Origin of the sequence: Anaeromassilibacillus senegalensis (genome assembly GCF_001261775.1) — a bacterium.
Taxonomy (GTDB): Bacteria; Bacillota; Clostridia; order Oscillospirales; family Acutalibacteraceae; genus Anaeromassilibacillus; species Anaeromassilibacillus senegalensis.
The window spans coordinates 89,558-107,249 of sequence record NZ_LN868535.1; the positions used below are offsets into that span (position 1 = coordinate 89,558).

Annotated in this window: 13 protein-coding genes and 1 tRNA gene; 5 read left to right on the forward strand and 9 right to left on the reverse strand. The window is 54.2% G+C overall.

Annotated features, from left to right (window positions below; translation table 11 throughout):
* Positions 1-9: 9 nt before the first annotated feature.
* The 6 genes from BN2106_RS00735 to BN2106_RS00760 all read right to left on the reverse strand — a co-directional run bounded on the left by BN2106_RS00735 (position 10) and on the right by BN2106_RS00760 (position 9,854).
* On the reverse strand, positions 10-4,170 hold the full coding sequence (locus BN2106_RS00735; RefSeq protein WP_050696665.1) for a carboxypeptidase regulatory-like domain-containing protein: 4,161 nt from the start codon (positions 4,168-4,170) through the stop codon (positions 10-12).
* A gap of 100 nt (positions 4,171-4,270) precedes the next feature.
* Positions 4,271-5,320: a peptidyl-prolyl cis-trans isomerase gene (locus BN2106_RS00740; protein ID WP_050696666.1), complete on the reverse strand. Its 1,050-nt coding sequence runs from the start codon at positions 5,318-5,320 to the stop codon at positions 4,271-4,273.
* 306 nt (positions 5,321-5,626) lie between these two features.
* Positions 5,627-5,701, reverse strand: a tRNA-Arg gene (locus BN2106_RS00745).
* Positions 5,702-5,925: 224 nt separating this feature from the next.
* Positions 5,926-8,511 (reverse strand): autotransporter outer membrane beta-barrel domain-containing protein, encoded by a 2,586-nt coding sequence (locus BN2106_RS00750; protein WP_050696667.1) that lies wholly within the window; start codon positions 8,509-8,511, stop codon positions 5,926-5,928.
* Between the two features lie 677 nt (positions 8,512-9,188).
* On the reverse strand, positions 9,189-9,428 hold the full coding sequence (locus BN2106_RS00755) for a DUF2007 domain-containing protein (protein WP_050696668.1): 240 nt from the start codon (positions 9,426-9,428) through the stop codon (positions 9,189-9,191).
* Positions 9,429-9,500: 72 nt separating this feature from the next.
* Complete coding sequence (locus BN2106_RS00760) at positions 9,501-9,854, reverse strand: helix-turn-helix domain-containing protein (RefSeq protein ID WP_050696669.1); 354 nt, start codon at positions 9,852-9,854, stop codon at positions 9,501-9,503.
* Between the two features lie 122 nt (positions 9,855-9,976).
* Here BN2106_RS00760 and BN2106_RS15925 point away from each other — a divergent pair, with 122 nt between their 5' ends.
* Both BN2106_RS15925 and BN2106_RS00765 read left to right on the forward strand, forming a co-directional pair.
* Positions 9,977-10,150, forward strand: a complete 174-nt coding sequence (locus BN2106_RS15925) for a hypothetical protein (RefSeq protein ID WP_154666373.1) — start codon at positions 9,977-9,979, stop codon at positions 10,148-10,150.
* Positions 10,151-10,311: 161 nt separating this feature from the next.
* Positions 10,312-10,719: a hypothetical protein gene (locus BN2106_RS00765; RefSeq protein ID WP_050696670.1), complete on the forward strand. Its 408-nt coding sequence runs from the start codon at positions 10,312-10,314 to the stop codon at positions 10,717-10,719.
* Positions 10,720-10,820: 101 nt separating this feature from the next.
* Here the strand turns inward: BN2106_RS00765 and BN2106_RS00770 are convergent, their stop codons facing one another.
* The 3 genes from BN2106_RS00770 to ppdK form a co-directional block, all read right to left on the reverse strand.
* Positions 10,821-11,054 (reverse strand): putative signal transducing protein, encoded by a 234-nt coding sequence (locus BN2106_RS00770; protein ID WP_050696671.1) that lies wholly within the window; start codon positions 11,052-11,054, stop codon positions 10,821-10,823.
* Between the two features lie 15 nt (positions 11,055-11,069).
* A complete protein-coding gene (locus BN2106_RS00775) occupies positions 11,070-11,297 on the reverse strand; it encodes a helix-turn-helix domain-containing protein (protein ID WP_082236333.1) in 228 nt (75 codons plus the stop codon).
* 384 nt (positions 11,298-11,681) lie between these two features.
* Positions 11,682-14,315, reverse strand: coding sequence for a pyruvate, phosphate dikinase (gene ppdK, locus BN2106_RS00780; protein ID WP_050696672.1), 2,634 nt, complete (start codon positions 14,313-14,315; stop codon positions 11,682-11,684).
* A gap of 576 nt (positions 14,316-14,891) precedes the next feature.
* Here ppdK and BN2106_RS00785 point away from each other — a divergent pair.
* From BN2106_RS00785 to pth, 3 genes are all read left to right on the forward strand, one after another.
* Positions 14,892-15,869 (forward strand): sugar phosphate nucleotidyltransferase, encoded by a 978-nt coding sequence (locus BN2106_RS00785; RefSeq protein WP_074017362.1) that lies wholly within the window; start codon positions 14,892-14,894, stop codon positions 15,867-15,869.
* A gap of 110 nt (positions 15,870-15,979) precedes the next feature.
* On the forward strand, positions 15,980-16,936 hold the full coding sequence (locus BN2106_RS00790; protein WP_050696673.1) for a ribose-phosphate pyrophosphokinase: 957 nt from the start codon (positions 15,980-15,982) through the stop codon (positions 16,934-16,936).
* 131 nt (positions 16,937-17,067) lie between these two features.
* The gene (pth, locus tag BN2106_RS00795) at positions 17,068-17,676 is read left to right on the forward strand and encodes an aminoacyl-tRNA hydrolase (RefSeq protein WP_050696674.1); all 609 of its coding nucleotides are present in this window, start codon (positions 17,068-17,070) and stop codon (positions 17,674-17,676) included.
* The last annotated feature ends 16 nt before the right edge of the window (positions 17,677-17,692 follow it).

Here is a 17,692-nt window from a genome sequence, read left to right on the forward strand (position 1 = left end):
AAGTGGTGTTTAAGCAACTTTTACCGAGCAGTGGCGCTGCGGCGCTGCGTTGGGCAGCTGGGTGTAAACACCTGTGCTCTGCCCGGCTGTACCGACCGCGTAAACCCGGTAGTAGTAATCATTGCCGATCCGTGCCACAAACTGGGTCTTCAGCACCTTGCCGTCTCCCACGGTAAAGCTCGGCGCCACTCCGCATCCGTTCATAACCGTCATCTTAAAGCAGTACGCCGCGCCGCGCTTTAAGGTAAAGTCCACCGTCGTGTCGGAGCGGACAGAGGCCTGCGCGGCAATTTCCGCCGGGACCGTCACCACCGCGGTTCCCTCACCAGAGGTCTTTCCGGAGGACGGGGAGCCCTTGCCGCCGTTTCCGCCGGAAGGTTTCCCATTGGGCGCATCGTTGACTCTGGTCAGATGATCCATCGCTTTGCTGCCGCCGTCGTAAGCCGCGTCCACATCCTCCTGTGTCGCATTCGGGTCGGCAAGTACACGCCGGGCGGTGCGCAGCGCTTCGCAAAGCGCCTCATAGCTCGCCGCCGTGTACCCCTCACCGGAAACGGCGCTCATTTTTGTTACCAGACCTTCCAGCTCCGTTTTGTCCGGAATGATGCGCAGGTCCGCCATGGCCTTTGCCAAAGCATCCACCGCGCTGTCGATCTTCTTCTGGGAGATGTCCGGGTCCTCCAGCAATGCCTGTGCGGAAGCGAGCGCCTTCAGGAAGGCCTTCTGGCCCACTTCCAAATAATCAGTGTCCAGAACCGCTTCGATTTCCTCGGCCTGCGCGATCATCGCGTGCAGCTCCGTCGTGTCAATTCTGGATTCCTCCAAATATTCCATCGCATCGAGAAGCGCCTCATACGCTTTATCCACATCGACTTTCAGCGGCTCTTCCTCTGCAATTACGTTCTCGGCTTCCGCCGCTTTTTCCTGTAGCTTTGTCCATGCGGACGGCGCATAGTCCGCCGGATCCAGCAGTTCTACGATCGCCAGTAGCTTCTCCAACGCGGTCGTATCGCCCGCCGTCAAGCTGAGGTAAGGGATGATTCTCAGCATCTCGGTCCCGGCCTCGTCGATTTCCTTCTGTGTCGCCTGCTTATCGTTGTAAACCGCCTTCGCATGCTTCAGCGCCGCATCAAAACGCTCACGGACGGATTTGATAACCGTGTTGTACTCCTCGCCGCCGACCAGAGCTTCCGCATCTGCAACGATCTGTGCCAGGGCCAGCTTTGACACCACCTCAAAAGCAAATGTCAGCTCGGTGTCCTGGCCGGGCATCGTGCCCTCGTAGGTGTAGCGGAAGGTATCGGTATCTTCGTCAAACGGAACGGGTTCGCCATTCACCGTGATGCTGCGGAATTCGCGGCCTTCCGCGGTGGGAATAAATGTAAAGCTGACCGGGTCGCCTTTCAACACATCCGCCGTGTAGAAACCGGACTTATTCGCCAGAAGGATGTCTTCGCTGTCGCCCTCCATCTGGGCGGAGAGATTGAACCGAACCGTGAGGGGATGCTCCTCCGGCATTGGCGGTTCCTCCGAAAGCTGGTGCGCGCCGATGTCCGGGGCGCCGCGCTTTGGAAGCGGGTTGCCAAAGAAGTCCTTGCCGCCGTTGGGATCCTGCCACTGGAATTCCTCACCGTCCACATGGAAATAAACCGCCTTGTTTTCCGCGGTGGTGCCGTTGCCGGCGGTATAGGATTCCGTGTGTAGTTTCTGTCCCAGCCAGTTCTGATCAATTGGAATGCCCGCGCCGATTGCGGCGGAGCCTTCCTGGATCTTATAGGCCTTGGCGTTCTCATAGCCGTCGCCCGCGTTGCCCGCGTCCACAAATTTTGGATCGCCGAATACGGGGCTCTTGTCCTCCGGCATATCCTTTAACGTGCCCTCGAAGAGCGTGCCGGTGTACAGGTTGTGGTCGTAGGTGACAACGCCTTCCTTGCCCTTGTCCCTCGGGTCCCCGGCAAAGCCGAACTGTGCGACGCTGCCATTGATCGCAAATATATTGTTCAGGAAATTGGTCCCCTTCGGCTTGCCGTCCCACGGCTCGCCGCGCATGACGGAGAATACCGCGTGGTCCTCTCCGGTATAGATGGTGTTGTTGTAAATATAGCTGCGGTTCACGCCGCCACCGCCGCCGATCTCAAAGATCGTGCGCTTGCCAAACAGAGAGCCGTCGTTTTCGCTGATATTATAGCGGACGACCGTGCCGTCGGTATAGGCGTAGGCCGGGCCGCAGATCATCAGGAAGCCGCCCTCGTTGTCATGGCTGTAGTTATACTGGAACAGCGTGTTGACACAGTAATAGTCGGAGTCAAACGCCTCGCCGTCCGCGACTTCCGTTCCGCGCGGTACGCCGGTATAGCACACCTCGTTGTACTGGAAAATCGAGTTGTCCGCGTCAAACGGCCACACCGCGGCGGACAGGTTGGACGTCGCGTTGCCGCTCATGTTGGGATAGGGGCAGGGGTTGTTGCTCGCCCGGGTGACCAGGTTGTGTTCGACCACAACTTCGTAAGTGCCGCCCGGTACAATGCCGTCGCCCGCGATGGTATCCAGCACATTGTTGCGGATGACAACATTTCTGTGGCGGATCGGCACGCCGCTTTGTCCATCCCAGGAGTTCCAGCCCCACGGACGGCTTCCGGTGTATCCGCCGCCGGTGATGCCGTCGCGCGTGACGTCCTTGATCAGGCAGTTTTCAATCAGCAGGCCGTCGATATAGGTCTTGCCGTTCGCGCCGAACGAGATGGCCGCGCCGTTGCCGCCGCCCTTCGGATTCCAGCCGTTGACGTCATGGATGTACAGGCCGTCCAGCGTAACGTCCTCCATGGTCCCGCCGTTGGAACGGATGGTCACGGCCCGGCGGTCCTTTTGCTCATTCGCGGTGAAATCGTCATTAAAGATACCGTAGTTGGTTAGCTCCAGGTCCATGATTTCCCAGTAGCTGACGCCCACAATCTCCAACGCATTCTTGTTGTTGGTCGTCATCTCCGCAAGAGGCGTGCCCGGCACATAGTTCGCGTGAATCGCCGGGTACTGGCCCTCGTCGCCATATTTGCCGATGCGGATGGGATTGCCTTCCTCACCGCTGCCCTGCAGTTTCAGGGTCTCGCCCTCCCAGGCGCATCCGGCTTTGAACAGGATGGAGTCGCCCGGCTGGAACACCGTATTACTGACCTTGGAAACGCTCTTCCACGCGCGCTCCGGGGAGGTTCCGTCGTTGCTGTCGTCGCCGAAATCAGCGTCCACATAATAGGCGTTCTCCTCCACCGGGTTGTCAAAATACATTTGTATCGTAAGGGTTTCCCCCTCCGCGAAAGCCATATTTTCTACGAAAACGGTGTGATACCCGGCCTTTGCGGCAGTGACGGTAAAGCCCTCTCCGGCGGGAACCGCGACCGAAAACGTGCCTTCGGTGTCCGTCGTGGCGGAAGCGACGGTGTCCTCGCCATCCTTCACCTTGACGGAGGCGTTCGCAACCGCTCCCCCGTCCATAGCCGAAACGGAACCATTGAGCGTGCCCGCGGGAATCGTAAGAACTACTTCATCCACGGCCAGCGCGCGGGCAGTGCTTTCATCTGTTCCCACAGACTTGAGTCCAAATCCAATACGGCACTTGCCGTTTGTAATCGTAACATCCGGAATGGTCACCTTTGTCCATTTTGAGGTCTCGTCCAAATTTACTTCGACCGCTTCCAGGCCGTCGTCCTCGTAAACATACATTTTCGCATAGGCGCCGTTTTCTTTATCCGCCTCCGTGGTGACGGAATAGACATAGGCGGACAGCGTATAAGTGCCGTTCGGAACCAGCATCAGCTGTTCCAGCGCCGCCTCGTAGGGCACGTAGGAATTGTTCGGCCGGATCGCCGCAAAGTTGTTTTTGTATTTGCCAATGTCAACGCTGCCATACCGGATCCGGTTGGTGCGGGCGATGGTATTGTCGTCGCTGCCCTCCTTCAGCTCCGGCGACCAGTATGTCAGCGCGCCGTTGGTGACCTCTTCCATTGTCCCGTTCAGCACATAGTTCTCTACAATGGTAAAATCCTCCTCCGCCTCCGTTGCAGAGGAAAGCGCATTGGTATCCGGGGCAGAGGCCTCCTCCGCAAAAGCGGAAAGCCCCGCCAGACTGTTGGCGGCCAATAAAAACGCCAATGTCAGGGAAAGGAACTTCTTCATTACACGCCTTTTTTTCAATGGAACATCATTCTCCCTTCTGATCTTTCCTTTACCAATCGGTTTGCAGCCGTTTTTTCCTCCTTTCCCCGTCGCTGCAAGGTCAATGAATCAAACGTCTTGCCTCTTCATATATGGTAATTTGGGCAGACGACTGCGCCTGCTCCAATTCCATAGCAAAGGCCTGTTCGCGGTATATCTCCTCCAGGGCGTCCCGGCATGCCGCAAAGGGCGTCCGACCGCCTTCCTCACGGCTCTCGCAGTAAAAGAACAGCCACTGCAGGCCGTCGTTATCGATCAATTCCGTCATCCCGCCCTGCGGCAGGCTGTATACCGCGTCTTCCACCTCGGGAAACGCGCTGACGTCCGGGCTGCTCAGATCCTGAGCTGTAAACGTCCGCTCCTGTATGTACGCGGCGATTCCCGCCTGCTCCGCGCCATCCGCAAAGGTGGACCCTTTCTCCAACGCCTCCCGGATTCCATTGCGCGCGGTTTCCGCCTGTTCTCTGGAAATTGCGTCCTGCGGCAATACGGCGCACTGCATGGAAACGCTTCCAAACGCCTGAAACAGCGTGGGGTTTTCGTCGTAAAGCTGCTGCAACTCCTGCTCCGTCGCGTCAAAACGCAGGGAAGATTCCAACGTCTTTTGATACTCATCGTTTAAATAATCATAATAAATCCGTTTTGTATATTGAATCGGACCGTAAACCACTTCTCCCGCTTCTTTCTTTTGCTGGCGGCTTTGGTTTTCTTCCTCCCAGCGCGATACAAACGCCTGATAGGAAAAATCCTGTTCTCCTCCGGATTCCATGAGCTTCTTCTCCACCACCTTATAGGGGACAAGAGCCTCCATCGCCAGCCGAATCGCGTAGTCCACCGGCGCCTCCCCGTTGTATTCCTGCCGCCATTCCGCTTCTGTAACAGCGGCAAGCTGGTGGTTCTTTTTAAAATAGCTGTTTGTTTGCTGACGTACATCATCCACAAACAGTTGCAGTTCTCCCAGCGCGACCGGCCTGCCGTCGATCTCCCCCACCGTCTGGTATGGATCCGGTTCCCCGCCGCACCCGGCAAACAGCCCGGCCAGGAGGCAAACGACCAGCCATACAGCCACCAGCTTTCCCGCCGATGTTTCTTTTGTTCCTCCGGTTTTCAAATGAACTCCCCCCATCTGCTCGCATCCAACCTTAACAGGCAACAAAAAGCCATTATCATTTATATTGTATCCGCATGTACCCAAAGGCGTTAGAAAAATTTTTAGGTATTCTGGTACATATTTTGGGTCATATTGGCATATATAAAAGCTAATCTCGCCAAATTATTTATTTCATTAAATAGTTCATGTTTCAATTTCGCATTTTTCTTCATTTACAGAGGCCAGCCCTGCCCATTCGACAGGACAATGAAAATGCAAAACAAAAACGGCGAGGATTTCTCCTCACCGTTTTTTACGTTTATTGATTGGCACCCCCAGTAGGAATCGAACCTACAATTGTCCCTTAGGAGGGGACTGTTATATCCATTTAACTATGGAGGCATATATGCATTTTTGTCGCACGCGGACATTTTTCCCGACGCGGTTGACGCATTTCCATGGATGCTCTGCTATACCACACCCAACTGCCAAAACCGAATTGTTCCTGACACAAAACGTCTGCTCAAGTGTTACTATTATAGGCGATTCTTTAAAAGTTGTCAACGGCTGTATGGGGCATAAAAACAGGGCCTCCGGGCATTTTCCGGAGGCCCTCAGCCTTTATTTTACCGTGTCGGATTGTTGCGCAGGCTTGGGTAGAATCCATCTGTTATATCCCAGACGGCGGTATCCCATCCCGCATAGGTACTTGCCGCTTTCAGTTCTTCCTGTGTCTTTTTGGTTCCATTCAGGTAGCTGCCGGAATAATCGTCCCAAACCGTGGAAGCAGCGCCCTTTACGTTAAAGTTGCCGCTCTGGAAGAACACACCAGAGACCGTGCCCGTCCGGTGGCCCACCGCGGGTTGTGCGGTACGTCCTGTCGCTGTCGACGGATTCACCGTATTGGTTGTGTCAATGGCCGCATAAGTATAGCTGTTTTTAATTGACGATAAGCCATCACCGACCAGTCCGGCCACGCCGCCGCTTTGCGTATGCGCGCCTTTGACGGACCCGGACGACCAGCAGTTGCTTACTGTTCCGCTGTTGCGCGCCGCGCCCGCAATGCCGCCCGCCGCGCTGCTGGAGCTGTCCAGGCTGCCGGTAAAGAAACATTCGGAAACCGGAATATTGACGTTGCCCACGACGCCGCCCGCCGGTCCCGCCGAGGCGGTGATATTTGCACTGGACGAGCACTGTGAAATATGTCCCCCGTTATAGGAAGAATAACGGGTCGACAGTGTCGCCCCGATGACGCCGCCCGCGCCCGGACCCTTCGTATTGATTGTACCGCTGGTGTGGCAATTCTCCGCCGAAGCACCGTACATGAAACCGGCCACAATGCCCGCGTGATAATTCGTCCCGTTGGTGGTAACGGTGATATTCGCATTCTCTACCACTACATTGCGCAGTTTGACTTCGCCTTTGCCTGTGCTGTCATATACCGTACCAAATAGCCCAGTATACGGTTGGGTGGAATCCGCCGCACGGCTGATGGTCAGGTTGGTAATTTTATAGCCGTTGCCGTCAAAGCCGCCCTTAAACCAGCTCGATGCATAAACCACGCCACCGATCGGCGTCCAGTTGGCATAACCGGAAAGGTCGATATCATTGCTCAGCTTGTAGTATTTATTTAACCCATTGCGGATTGCGTTCAGTTCCTCCGGCGTTGTGATGTAAATTGCTTGTTCCCAGGAGGTGCCGTCTCCGCTCACCGGCGGCTCCGAACGCACGGTAAACCCAACAGTGTCCGGCGTGACGCCGTCCGCCGTAATTTCCACCTGTGCGCTTTGATCTGCCTCTGCAAGCTGGTAGCCACCCGGCAGCTTGGAGGAATCCGGCGTCACCTCGACGGAATCGCCGGCCTTGCCTTCTATGGACTGCTTATAAGAACCAACTATCGCGTTTGCATTGCCCTGATCCAGCCACTGCACCGTGACCTCACGGGTAACCTGCTCGTGCTTTTCGCGGACAAGGAAATTCACCGTTTCAGGGTCCGTACCATCTTCTGTAATGGTCACGGCGGCCTTCTGCACCGGGTCCGGCACCAGTTCATAGCCCTCCGGCAGCTTCAAAACGTCGGGATAAACGGTTTGCTCCCCGCCAACCTTGCCTGTCAGCTTCTTCCTATAGGAGCCGACATTGCGGTTGTCCGCCTCGTCGATCCAGTTGATGGTCAGTTCGCGGTCAACCGCGTCAGACACGCGCTTGACGGTAAAGGCAATCTCCGCCGGCTCCGCGGAACCGGTCTCCACATTGAGCTTGATTTTTTCCGACTGGAACGCCGGGTCGTACCGGTAAGCCGTCGGCACGCTTACCATATGGCTGGTCAGCGTCTTTTCCTCCGAAGCAATGACGTCTTCAAAGGTATAGACGGTACGCGCCACTTCCTCGCCGTTTTCCTTGAAAAGCACCGTGACGGAAATGTCCTGCACGGGATCGTCCGGCCCCGGCGTCGGCCGCACGGTGGAGGATGTCCCGTCACCGATGTCCGCGCCCAGCTCTGTCTGCCCGGCCTGTACCACGAAGTTGGCATGGAAATGCTCCGCCTGATGGTCGTTGCCTACGATTTCCGGAATCCATCCGGCTACGAGGTATTGCACACTGTTCCCTGCCGGCAACGGGTCTTCCGTCGTGTAAGGCTGGTAATGGGTCTCCATGAGGTCCAGTGGGACGCCGTCTTCGTCGCATACCAACTGCCAGTCGGGTGTGTCCATCATCCCTTTGTTTTCAAAAAGGAGCACTTTCAGAATATTCTTCAAATTGTAGGCGTCGGCACACGGAATTTTCCCTTCCTGATAGACACCGCCGTTTTCCCGCATGATCACGTTGCTGATCGTATGATCTTCAGGGCCCGCGTCCGCAATGCGCAGCACCACCTGCATCGGCAAGCTCCCCGCGTTGGATACCGTCACCGGGCGATACGCCGTTGAACCCGTGTCGCCATCCTGCAACGTCTGCGCGATCCCCAGCGCTTCTGTTTTCATCTGTTCCAATGTCAGAGGGCGCAGGTTTTTAAATTCCATCGGCTCGGTTCCCGTACCGCCGTCCCCGGTATCGAGGGAAAGGTCAAATGTGCCCGCCTCAAAATTCATGACCGTGTCGTCCGCGTCGACAAACCAGGCGGCGGTCGCACTGATGACAAGCGTCAGCACCACCAGAAGCGATATTGCAGAGAGCACGATATGCCTCTGCTTCACAGTTCTCTTATTCATGTTCTACCTCCTCAAAATCCGGTTGCAGCCGGTATTCCCAGCTTTTCCGGCTTCCGTCCCGCGCTGGACGCTTGTCCAAGGGTCATTGGGGAAGATCGTCAGAAAAGTTGATAAAATCATCCATTTATACGATATATATTTTACCATTTTATGGACTGCATTGTAAAGGAGGTTTGCGGCAAAAAGCCGCCAATCTTGCCGGTTATATCTGCTTTTTTCTAAAAGAACGGGCGCGTTGTAACGCAGCCCTACTATTTACTTTCCTACAAGGTAGGACCTGTGGTCAGCTCGCACTTGTGGCAAGGGTCGTTTTTCACCAGACAGGTAATTTCTAAAATGTGTTTTTCCGCTTTTCTAAAAAGCGGCGGGATCAAAGGGCAGAGCCCTTTGTCGTTCTCCGCAGAGAACGAAATTCTTCTTCCTGAGAAGAGCGAGTGGGAACGAGTGATAGTGCTGTTTACGAGACAGTGGGCTATCTCTGGCGCTTTTCCTGTTTCCCCAGCGCACGCTGGGAATTAAGGCCACATTGTAAAGTGGCCTTGAAGAAAAGCAAACGGAAACGCCCTTGAATCTGGCTGTGCATCAACAGGCCATTTTCAAAGGCGTTTCCTTTTTATAGAAAGCTGTTTCCTTGTACGATTTGGTATCACCATTCCATTTTACAACGGTCCCATCCCTTATAAATTCCGTACGATCGCGCGGGCGTGTTCCACCTCTTCCTCTTTGACCAGAAGCTCCCACAGCATACCGGTCTCGTTCCGCTGAACCGCAGGCGTCCGGACGCTAATCACACCCCTGGTCTGATTCGGCGCGGCGGTCCGGAATTCGATTCCCTCCGTATTCAATAAGGCTTGCAGGCGAAAAAGCTGATCCCGGTCCACGGTACAATAAACGGTTGTCCATTTCTTATTAAACATATTCTTCGCCTTCTTCTAAATAATAAAAAATCATTATATTCTCATTAAGCTTATTTGCTAAATTGAAAATGCCTATTTAATCCCAAATGACTTTTTATATTCATCCAGAGAGGTTATAAACGCTCTTACTGCTATTAACTCTGCTTCGTCCATTTGCTCAACATCAGAGATTATTTTCCGTTGTATGGGAGTCAATTCCCTGGCCTTGCTTTGTTGTTTCATTTTAGGATCACTCCCATCAAGTATCCATTTAATGGAATACCCATAACGTTCCTCAATAAGTGTAGCTGTTGAATTAGATAATCCACTTTCGCCTTTAAGTAGCTTAGAGATATAGCTCTCAGTAACATTTATACTTTTAGCAAACTCTTTTTGCTTTAATCCATTTTCTGAAATAATCAGTCGAATTCTGTCTGACAAATTCATTTTCCCACCTCGTTTGATTTATCATAACAAATAGAATGTAGCAAGTCAAGTTGAGAGCATTGACAATGTAGTAACTCAATGATATTATGTAGTTAGTCAAGATAAAAATGGAGGTGTTCAATATGATGAATAACAATTGTAAAGATGAAATCATCCGTTTTGTGATGAATTCGTCAGATTCGGATAATTTCATTATTGCAACGTTCATTGCAGGTATGCAAGCAACGAAAAGTGTAAGCTCTAATAAAAACGATGATGATCAGCCTTGTAATCCACCGGAACATTGCTCTGCATAAAAGGCCTATTCTGTACAGACAAGCTGTTACCACAGTTCTCCCCCGCAACAAGCAAACAGGAGTTCAGATGACTAATCAGCACCATGAATCCTCTTAAATTTGTATATAATAAGCTATGAATTACAACCGCAAACACCAACATAAAAGCTGAAGGAAAAACTATGTTTGAATTAAAAAAAGTTTTTTTATCTCAAAAATATCAAGATTTAGCTAAAAACAAACTGCAAGAGCAATTTGGAATTGATTGGGAACCATTCGTCAACGACATCTTTAAAGTTGTAGGATATCCGGAAGCATCTAAACCCTATGTTCTCATATTAAATCGATTCGTCCAGGAACGCTTCGTGAGAAAAGAATGGTATGAATACTATTCTGATCAATGGCATTTTGTTGGCTATTTAACGCGCGAACAGTGTTTACAATTGTATGGGGAAATCAAGGGAGATGACAGCTTTAAACGGTATGGCAAAAACGTGCGGAATAATGATGATAAACAAGCTGAAAAGGCCTGTCGCTGTTTTTTAGATGAACACCTTACATTATATCGAAGCTTCAATCTTAATAAATAATTCTCTTTGTTTTTCCCAAACAAAAAACAGAACGTATCGTTTAGAATCTTTACAATTCTATGATACGTTCTGTTTTATTTTTTATAAATCCAGTATGGGACCTATCGTATGATTGTGTAGGCCCGCTCCGCGTCCTCTTTCCTGACCAGAAGTTCCCACAGCATACCGGTCTCGTCCCGCTGAACCGCAGGCGTCCGGACGCTAATCACACCCCTGGTCTGATTCGGGGCGGCGGTTCGGAAGTCGATTCCCTCCGCGTTCAATAAGGCTTGCAGGCGGAAAAGCTGATCCCGATCCACGGTGCTAAAAACGGTTGTCCATTTCTTTTTAAACATATTTTCCACCTGCCTTTATTTTTCTTTTCGCGGGTAAGGCTTCTTTTCATCCGTGCGGTCAAGCAGATAATCCACACTCGTATTCCAAAAGTCAGCAATACCGGACAGCACTTCAATGGGAATTTCCCTTATGTTGTTTTCATAATTGCTGTAGGCACTTCGTGTCAAGTTTAAAAAATCTGCCAGCTCCTGTTGTGTCTTATCGTTATCTACCCGTAAAATTTTAATTTTATCATATTTCACTTTCATCACCACGACAAGTATATCTGACACAAATTGTGTAATTGACTTATGACACAATTTGTGTCATAATATACAAGAGGTGATTATATGGATGCCGACTGCAAACAAACCTGTCAAAATTGTGGGTTTTATCGGCAACATTATATTTGGAGCAGGAGATTCCAGTCCATTTACTTTGGACACTGTGTTCATCCTCCTCGTATACGGCATTGCCGTCCAACTATGAAGGCCTGCCCCAAATGGATTCCGCAGGACGAAACTTACGTTAAAAATTATATCCCGCAAACGCAAAAAGAGCCGGACACAGAATCATGATTCTGTGTCCGGCCTTTTTATTTCCGCGCGCTGTTTGACAACGCGGCTATTTTACAGGAAATTTTGCGCTTATTTCGCGGCTCTCTTTTCCTTAACAGCTGCCTGCGCTGCTGCCAGACGTGCGATCGGCACGCGGAACGGCGAGCAGGAGACATAGTCCAAGCCAACCTTGTGGCAGAACTCGACGGAAGTCGGGTCGCCGCCATGTTCGCCGCAGATGCCCAGGTGCAGAGCCGGGTTGACTTCGCGGCCGGTCTTCGCGCTCATCTCGACCAAGCGGCCAACGCCTTCCACGTCGATATGCACGAACGGATCGGACTCGTAGATCTTGGTGTCATAGTAGGCATCCAGGAACTTGCCGGCGTCGTCACGGCTGAAGCCGAAGGTCATCTGGGTCAGATCGTTGGTGCCGTAGCAGAAGAAGTCTGCGTCAGCCGCGATCTTATCAGCGGACAGAGCCGCACGCGGGATCTCGATCATGGTGCCGACCTCGTACTTGAGCGCTACGCCGGAATCGGCGATGAGCTTGTCCGCGGTCTCCACAACGATCTTCTTCACGAAGTCGAATTCCTTGACTTCGCCAACCAGCGGGATCATGATCTGCGGGATGACCTTGACGCCCTTCTTCTGGACGTTGATCGCCGCATTGATCACAGCGGTGGTCTGCATCTCTGCAATTTCCGGATAGGTGACGGTCAGGCGGCAGCCGCGGTGACCCATCATCGGGTTGAACTCGTGCAGGCTCTCGATGACTTCGTGAACCTTCTCAACGGTGACGTTCAGCTCGCCCGCGATCTCCTTGATGTCCTCTTCCTTGGTCGGGAGGAACTCATGAAGCGGCGGATCCAGGAAGCGGATGGTGACCGGGTAGCCGTTCATTTCCTCGAACAGCGCCTCGAAGTCGCCCTGCTGGTACGGCATGATCTTGGCCAGCGCCTTCTTGCGGTCGTCAAGGTTGTCCGCAATGATCATTTCGCGCATCGCCTTGATGCGGTCGCCTTCAAAGAACATGTGCTCGGTGCGGCAAAGGCCGATGCCTTCCGCGCCGAACTCGCGTGCCTGGTGCGCATCGCGCGGGGTATCCGCGTTGGTGCAGACCTTCAGCTTGCGATATTTATCCGCCCAGCCCATGAACACGCCGAAATCGCCGGAAATGGAAGCCGGAACGGTCGGGATTGCTTCGCCATAGATGTTGCCGGTGGAACCGTCGATGGAGATATAATCGCCCTCGTTATAGGTTTTGCCATCCAGGGTGAAGAACTTCGCCTCGTAGTCGACGTTGATCTCGCCGCAGCCGGATACGCAGCAGGTGCCCATGCCGCGCGCAACAACCGCCGCGTGCGAGGTCATGCCGCCGCGGACAGTCAGGATACCCTGTGCAACCTGCATGCCCTCGATGTCTTCCGGAGAGGTCTCACGGCGGACCAGAACGATCTTCTCGCCCTTCTTGGCCCACTCTTTTGCGTCTTCCGCTGTGAAGACGACCTTGCCGCAGGCAGCGCCGGGGGAAGCAGCCAGGCCCTTGCCGATGACCTTTGCCTTCTTCATGGCGTCCGCGTCAAACTGCGGGTGCAGGAGCGCGTCGAGCTGCTGCGGCTCTACGCGCAGGACAGCCTCTTCCTCGTCGATCATGCCTTCGTTCACGAGGTCAACCGCGATCTTCAGAGCCGCGCCTGCGGTACGCTTGCCGTTACGGGTCTGCAGCATGTAAAGCTTGCGGTTCTCGATGGTGAACTCCATATCCTGCATATCTTTATAGTGCTTCTCGAGCTTGTCCGCGATGGCGGCAAACTGCTCGTACACTTCGGGCATATCCTCTTTCAGATGGCTGATCGGGGACGGGGTGCGCACGCCTGCAACGACGTCTTCGCCCTGTGCGTTGATCAGATATTCGCCGAACAGCGCTCTTTCGCCGGTCGCCGGGTTACGGGTAAACGCAACGCCTGTACCGGAATTCTCTCCGGAGTTGCCGAATACCATCGCCTGTACGTTGACGGCGGTGCCCCAATCGTAGGGGATTTCGTTCATGCGGCGGTACACGTTCGCACGGGGGTTGTCCCAGGAACGGAAAACAGCCTTGACGGACTCCATGAGCTGAACCTTCGGGTCGCTCGGGAAATCAACGCCCTTGTTTTCTTTGTAGAACGCCTTAAAGCGCTTGACCAGATCTTTCATGTCCTCGGTATCGAGATCGGTGTCCTGTGTGACGCCTTTCTCTTCCTTCTTCTGGTCGATGATCTTTTCAAACTCCGGCTTCGGCAGCTCCATGACAACGTCGCTGAACATCTGGATGAAGCGGCGGTAGGAGTCGTAAGCGAAACGCGGGTTGCCGGTGAACTTTGCCAGGCCCTCAACCACTTCGTCGTTCAGGCCGAGGTTCAGGATGGTGTCCATCATGCCAGGCATGGATGCGCGCGCGCCGGAACGCACGGAAACCAGCAGCGGGTTTTCCGGGTCTGCGAATTTCTTGCCGCAGACTTCTTCCATTTTGCCGAGATACTCATAGATCTGGGCCTGGATATCATCATTAATCTTTTTGCCGTCCTCATAATACTGGGTGCAGGCCTCCGTACTGATGGTGAAGCCCTGCGGAACCGGCATGCCTGCTTTGGTCATTTCAGCAAGGTTCGCACCCTTGCCGCCCAGCAGCTCACGCATGTCCTTATTTCCTTCGGAGAAAAGGTAGACATACTTATGACTCATTGAACAATACCTCCTAATAAAATTGAATAGACGAGCACAGGTCACTCTGTCACAAACTTATTTGCTCAACCTGTATTATAGCAAATTAGCCGTTCAATTGCCAGTTCTTTTTCAATAAAACCAACCGATAATTGCAAATTTTCCGCGGGAATTCAGATGAACTTTCACAAAACGCCGGGCAAAACGGAATTAGCGCTTGAAAAATCCTGTACATATGAGATAATAGGCATAGTATCCGGATGTGCGTCCTGCCGTCCGGCCGTTCGTATTTTCAAGGCCGCCCGCCGGGCCGGCCTTTTCAGAAAAGTTGAAAATAAAAATAGTCTTTATTGTCGCTTTTATCAAAGCGACGTATCCCCGGCGAAGGCCGGGGAACAGAGAAATACCTCAGAGCCAGTTTTCTGTCTCGTAAACAGCCATATCACTCGTTCCCACTCGCTCTTTTCCGGAACAAGAGTCCCGCTCCTTGCGAGGAGCGGCAAAGGGCGCCGCCCTTTGATCCCGCCGCTTTTCAGAAAAGTGGGAAAACACATTATTTTACTTTAAACCTTATTAAATTACCGGAGGGTTTTGCCTATGCCAGAGCAGACCTGCGCCGTCGTCCTCGCAGCGGGCGAGGGAAAGCGCATGAAATCCAACCATCCAAAGGTCCTCTCCGAGGTGCTTTTCAAGCCCATGCTGCAATGGGTACTCGACGCCGCGGAGGGCGCGGGCGTTTCCAGCGTATGCGTCGTGGCGGGCCACCTGCATGAGCAGGTGGAGCGCTATCTGGAAGCAGCGCAAAAGCCGGACGGCCCCGCGCTGTGCCACGTTCTGCAAACGGAACGCCGCGGCACGGGCCACGCCGTGATGATGGCGGAGCCATTCCTGCGCGCGCAGGGCGGCGACCACACGCTGATTTTGAACGGCGACGCGCCGTTTGTCAGCGAAGCGGTCATTCGCGCCGCGCTGGAAAACCACCTGCAAAACGACAGCGCTGTTACGGTCATCACCGCGGAGCTGGACGACCCGGCCGGCTACGGCCGCATTGTGCGCGACCCGGCAAACGGCCAGGTGCGCGCCATCGTGGAGCACAAGGACGCGGACGAAGCCACCCTGACGGTGCGGGAAATCAACTCCGGCGCGTACTGGTTCCGCACGGAGAACCTGCTCTCCATCCTGGGCTGTCTCAGCAGCGACAACGCGCAGCACGAATATTACCTGACCGACGCGGTGCGTCTGTTAATTGAACAGAATAAACGGGCGGGCGCCTTTATCGCCGCCGATCCGGACGCGGTACTGGGCGCAAACGACTGCCTGCAGCTGCACTCCCTGAACGAGATCGCCAGGGAGCGGATTTTGCGCGCCCATATGCTGGAAGGCGTGGAAATCCCCTGCACGGACGGGGTCATCATCGGGCCGGACGTCAAAATCGGACGCTCCACCCGCATCCTGCCGAACACCATTTTGCGCGGAAGCTCCTGCGTCGGCGCAGACTGCGTCATCGGGCCGTGCACAATGCTGACCGACCGCACCGTTCCGGATGGAACCAGCCTTCCTTTTACGCAGCAATAATTTTACTTATTTATTTGCCAATCCGGCCGCAGCGCCTTTGATTTGGGAAGCTGCCCCAGGGGTTACCCGGGGGTGATAGAGTTAACACAAAATATAGGGGGAACGCAAACATGAATTTTCACGGGAAGGACATCAAAATTTTTGCCGCAAGCGCAAACCAGCGTATGGCAAAGCAGATCGCCGACTGTCTGGGTCTGCCAATGGGAAAAAGCGAGGTAGGCACCTTCAGCGACGGGGAGATCGCGGTTTCTCTGTTTGAATCCGTCCGCGGCTCCGACTGCTTCATTGTCCAGTCCACCTGCGAGCCTGTCAACAACAACCTGATGGAACTGCTCATCATGATCGACGCCATGAAGCGCGCGTCCGCCGCCCGCATCACCGCCGTGATGCCGTACTTCGGCTACGCCCGCCAGGACCGCAAGGCCAAGGCCCGCGACCCGATTTCCGCCAAGCTGGTTGCCGACCTGCTGACCACCGCCGGCGCAGACCGCGTGCTCACCATGGACCTGCACGCTTCCCAGATTCAGGGCTTCTTTAACATCCCGGTGGATCATCTGCTGGGCGCGCCCCTGCTCTCCTCCTTTATGAAGGACCGCGTCGGTGAGAACAGCGACGACTACGTTGTGGTTTCCCCCGACCTCGGTTCCGTCACCCGCGCGCGGAATTTTGCGACCCGCATCGGCTGCGGCCTGGCCATTGTGGACAAGCGCCGCCAGCGTGCGAACGTCTGTGAGGTCATGAACATCATCGGTGACGTCAAGGGCAAGAAGGTTATTTTGGTCGACGACATGATCGACACCGCCGGCACCCTGTGCAACGCCGCAACGGCCATCATGGACCACGGCGCGACGGAAGTGACCGCCTGTGCGACGCACGCCGTCCTTTCCGGCCCGGCGATCGAGCGCATCCAGAACAGCCCGATCAAGGAGCTGGTCCTGCTGGATACGATCCCGCTGCCGGAGGAAAAGACGCTCCCGAACTTCACCACGCTGCAGGTGGCGCCGCTCTTCGCGGAGGCCATCGAGCGCATCTACGAGGACAAGCCGGTCAGCCCGATGTTCGTGTAATCCGGCGGCTCCATATACTGCAAATCAAACAGATCCACGGGCGGGGTAGCATTGCTATCCCGCCTGCTTCTTCTGTAAAAAGAAAACGACCGTTTTCCCCTATTTTCGATGTACGGCAAAGGAGCATCCCCATGTTTAAAAATCTATTCAAACGGCCCGCGGCTGCGGCCGGTCCGGTGGAATACCTGATCGTCGGCCTGGGCAACCCCGGCAGCAAATACGAGGGCACGCGGCACAACGCAGGGTTTATGGCGGTGGACCACATCGCGGAACAGGCCGGCGTCAAGATCGACCGCCTCAAATTCAAGGGCCTGTGCGCCCGCGCCACCGTCGGCGGCAAAAGTGTATTGCTGCTCAAGCCTTCCACCTTTATGAACCTCTCCGGCCAGAGCGTACAGGAGGCCATGCAGTTCTACAAGCTCCCGGCGGAACACGTCATTGTCCTGTTTGACGACATCTCCCTGCCGGTCGGACGCATACGCATCCGAATGAAGGGCAGCGACGGCGGGCATAACGGCATGAAAAACATCATATATTTGAGCGGAAAAGACACGTTTCCCCGCATCAAGCTGGGCGTGGGCGCGAAACCAAGCCCGGAGTGGGATCTCGCCGATTGGGTGCTGAGCCGCTTCACCGGCAAGGAGATGGAGCTGCTCTCCGAGGTGTTCGCGCACGCGGCGGACGCCGCCGGGCTGCTGGTCAACGGGAACGGCACGGAGGCGATGAACCGGTTCAACTGACCGATTCTCCCCAGAG

What these genes read in the sequence shown, in the direction of transcription:
- BN2106_RS00770 (WP_050696671.1), bottom strand. Translation starts at nt 11,054, where the DNA reads ATGTTTAAAAAGAAATGGACAACCGTTTTTAGCACCGTGGATCGGGAT.
- BN2106_RS00765 (WP_050696670.1), top strand. Translation starts at nt 10,312, where the DNA reads ATGTTTGAATTAAAAAAAGTTTTTTTATCTCAAAAATATCAAGATTTA.
- BN2106_RS00755 (WP_050696668.1), bottom strand. Translation starts at nt 9,428, where the DNA reads ATGTTTAATAAGAAATGGACAACCGTTTATTGTACCGTGGACCGGGAT.
- BN2106_RS00735 (WP_050696665.1), bottom strand. Translation starts at nt 4,170, where the DNA reads ATGAAGAAGTTCCTTTCCCTGACATTGGCGTTTTTATTGGCCGCCAAC.
- BN2106_RS15925 (WP_154666373.1), top strand. Translation starts at nt 9,977, where the DNA reads ATGATGAATAACAATTGTAAAGATGAAATCATCCGTTTTGTGATGAAT.
- BN2106_RS00790 (WP_050696673.1), top strand. Translation starts at nt 15,980, where the DNA reads ATGAATTTTCACGGGAAGGACATCAAAATTTTTGCCGCAAGCGCAAAC.
- BN2106_RS00785 (WP_074017362.1), top strand. Translation starts at nt 14,892, where the DNA reads ATGCCAGAGCAGACCTGCGCCGTCGTCCTCGCAGCGGGCGAGGGAAAG.
- ppdK (WP_050696672.1), bottom strand. Translation starts at nt 14,315, where the DNA reads ATGAGTCATAAGTATGTCTACCTTTTCTCCGAAGGAAATAAGGACATG.
- pth (WP_050696674.1), top strand. Translation starts at nt 17,068, where the DNA reads ATGTTTAAAAATCTATTCAAACGGCCCGCGGCTGCGGCCGGTCCGGTG.
- BN2106_RS00750 (WP_050696667.1), bottom strand. Translation starts at nt 8,511, where the DNA reads ATGAATAAGAGAACTGTGAAGCAGAGGCATATCGTGCTCTCTGCAATA.
- BN2106_RS00760 (WP_050696669.1), bottom strand. Translation starts at nt 9,854, where the DNA reads ATGAATTTGTCAGACAGAATTCGACTGATTATTTCAGAAAATGGATTA.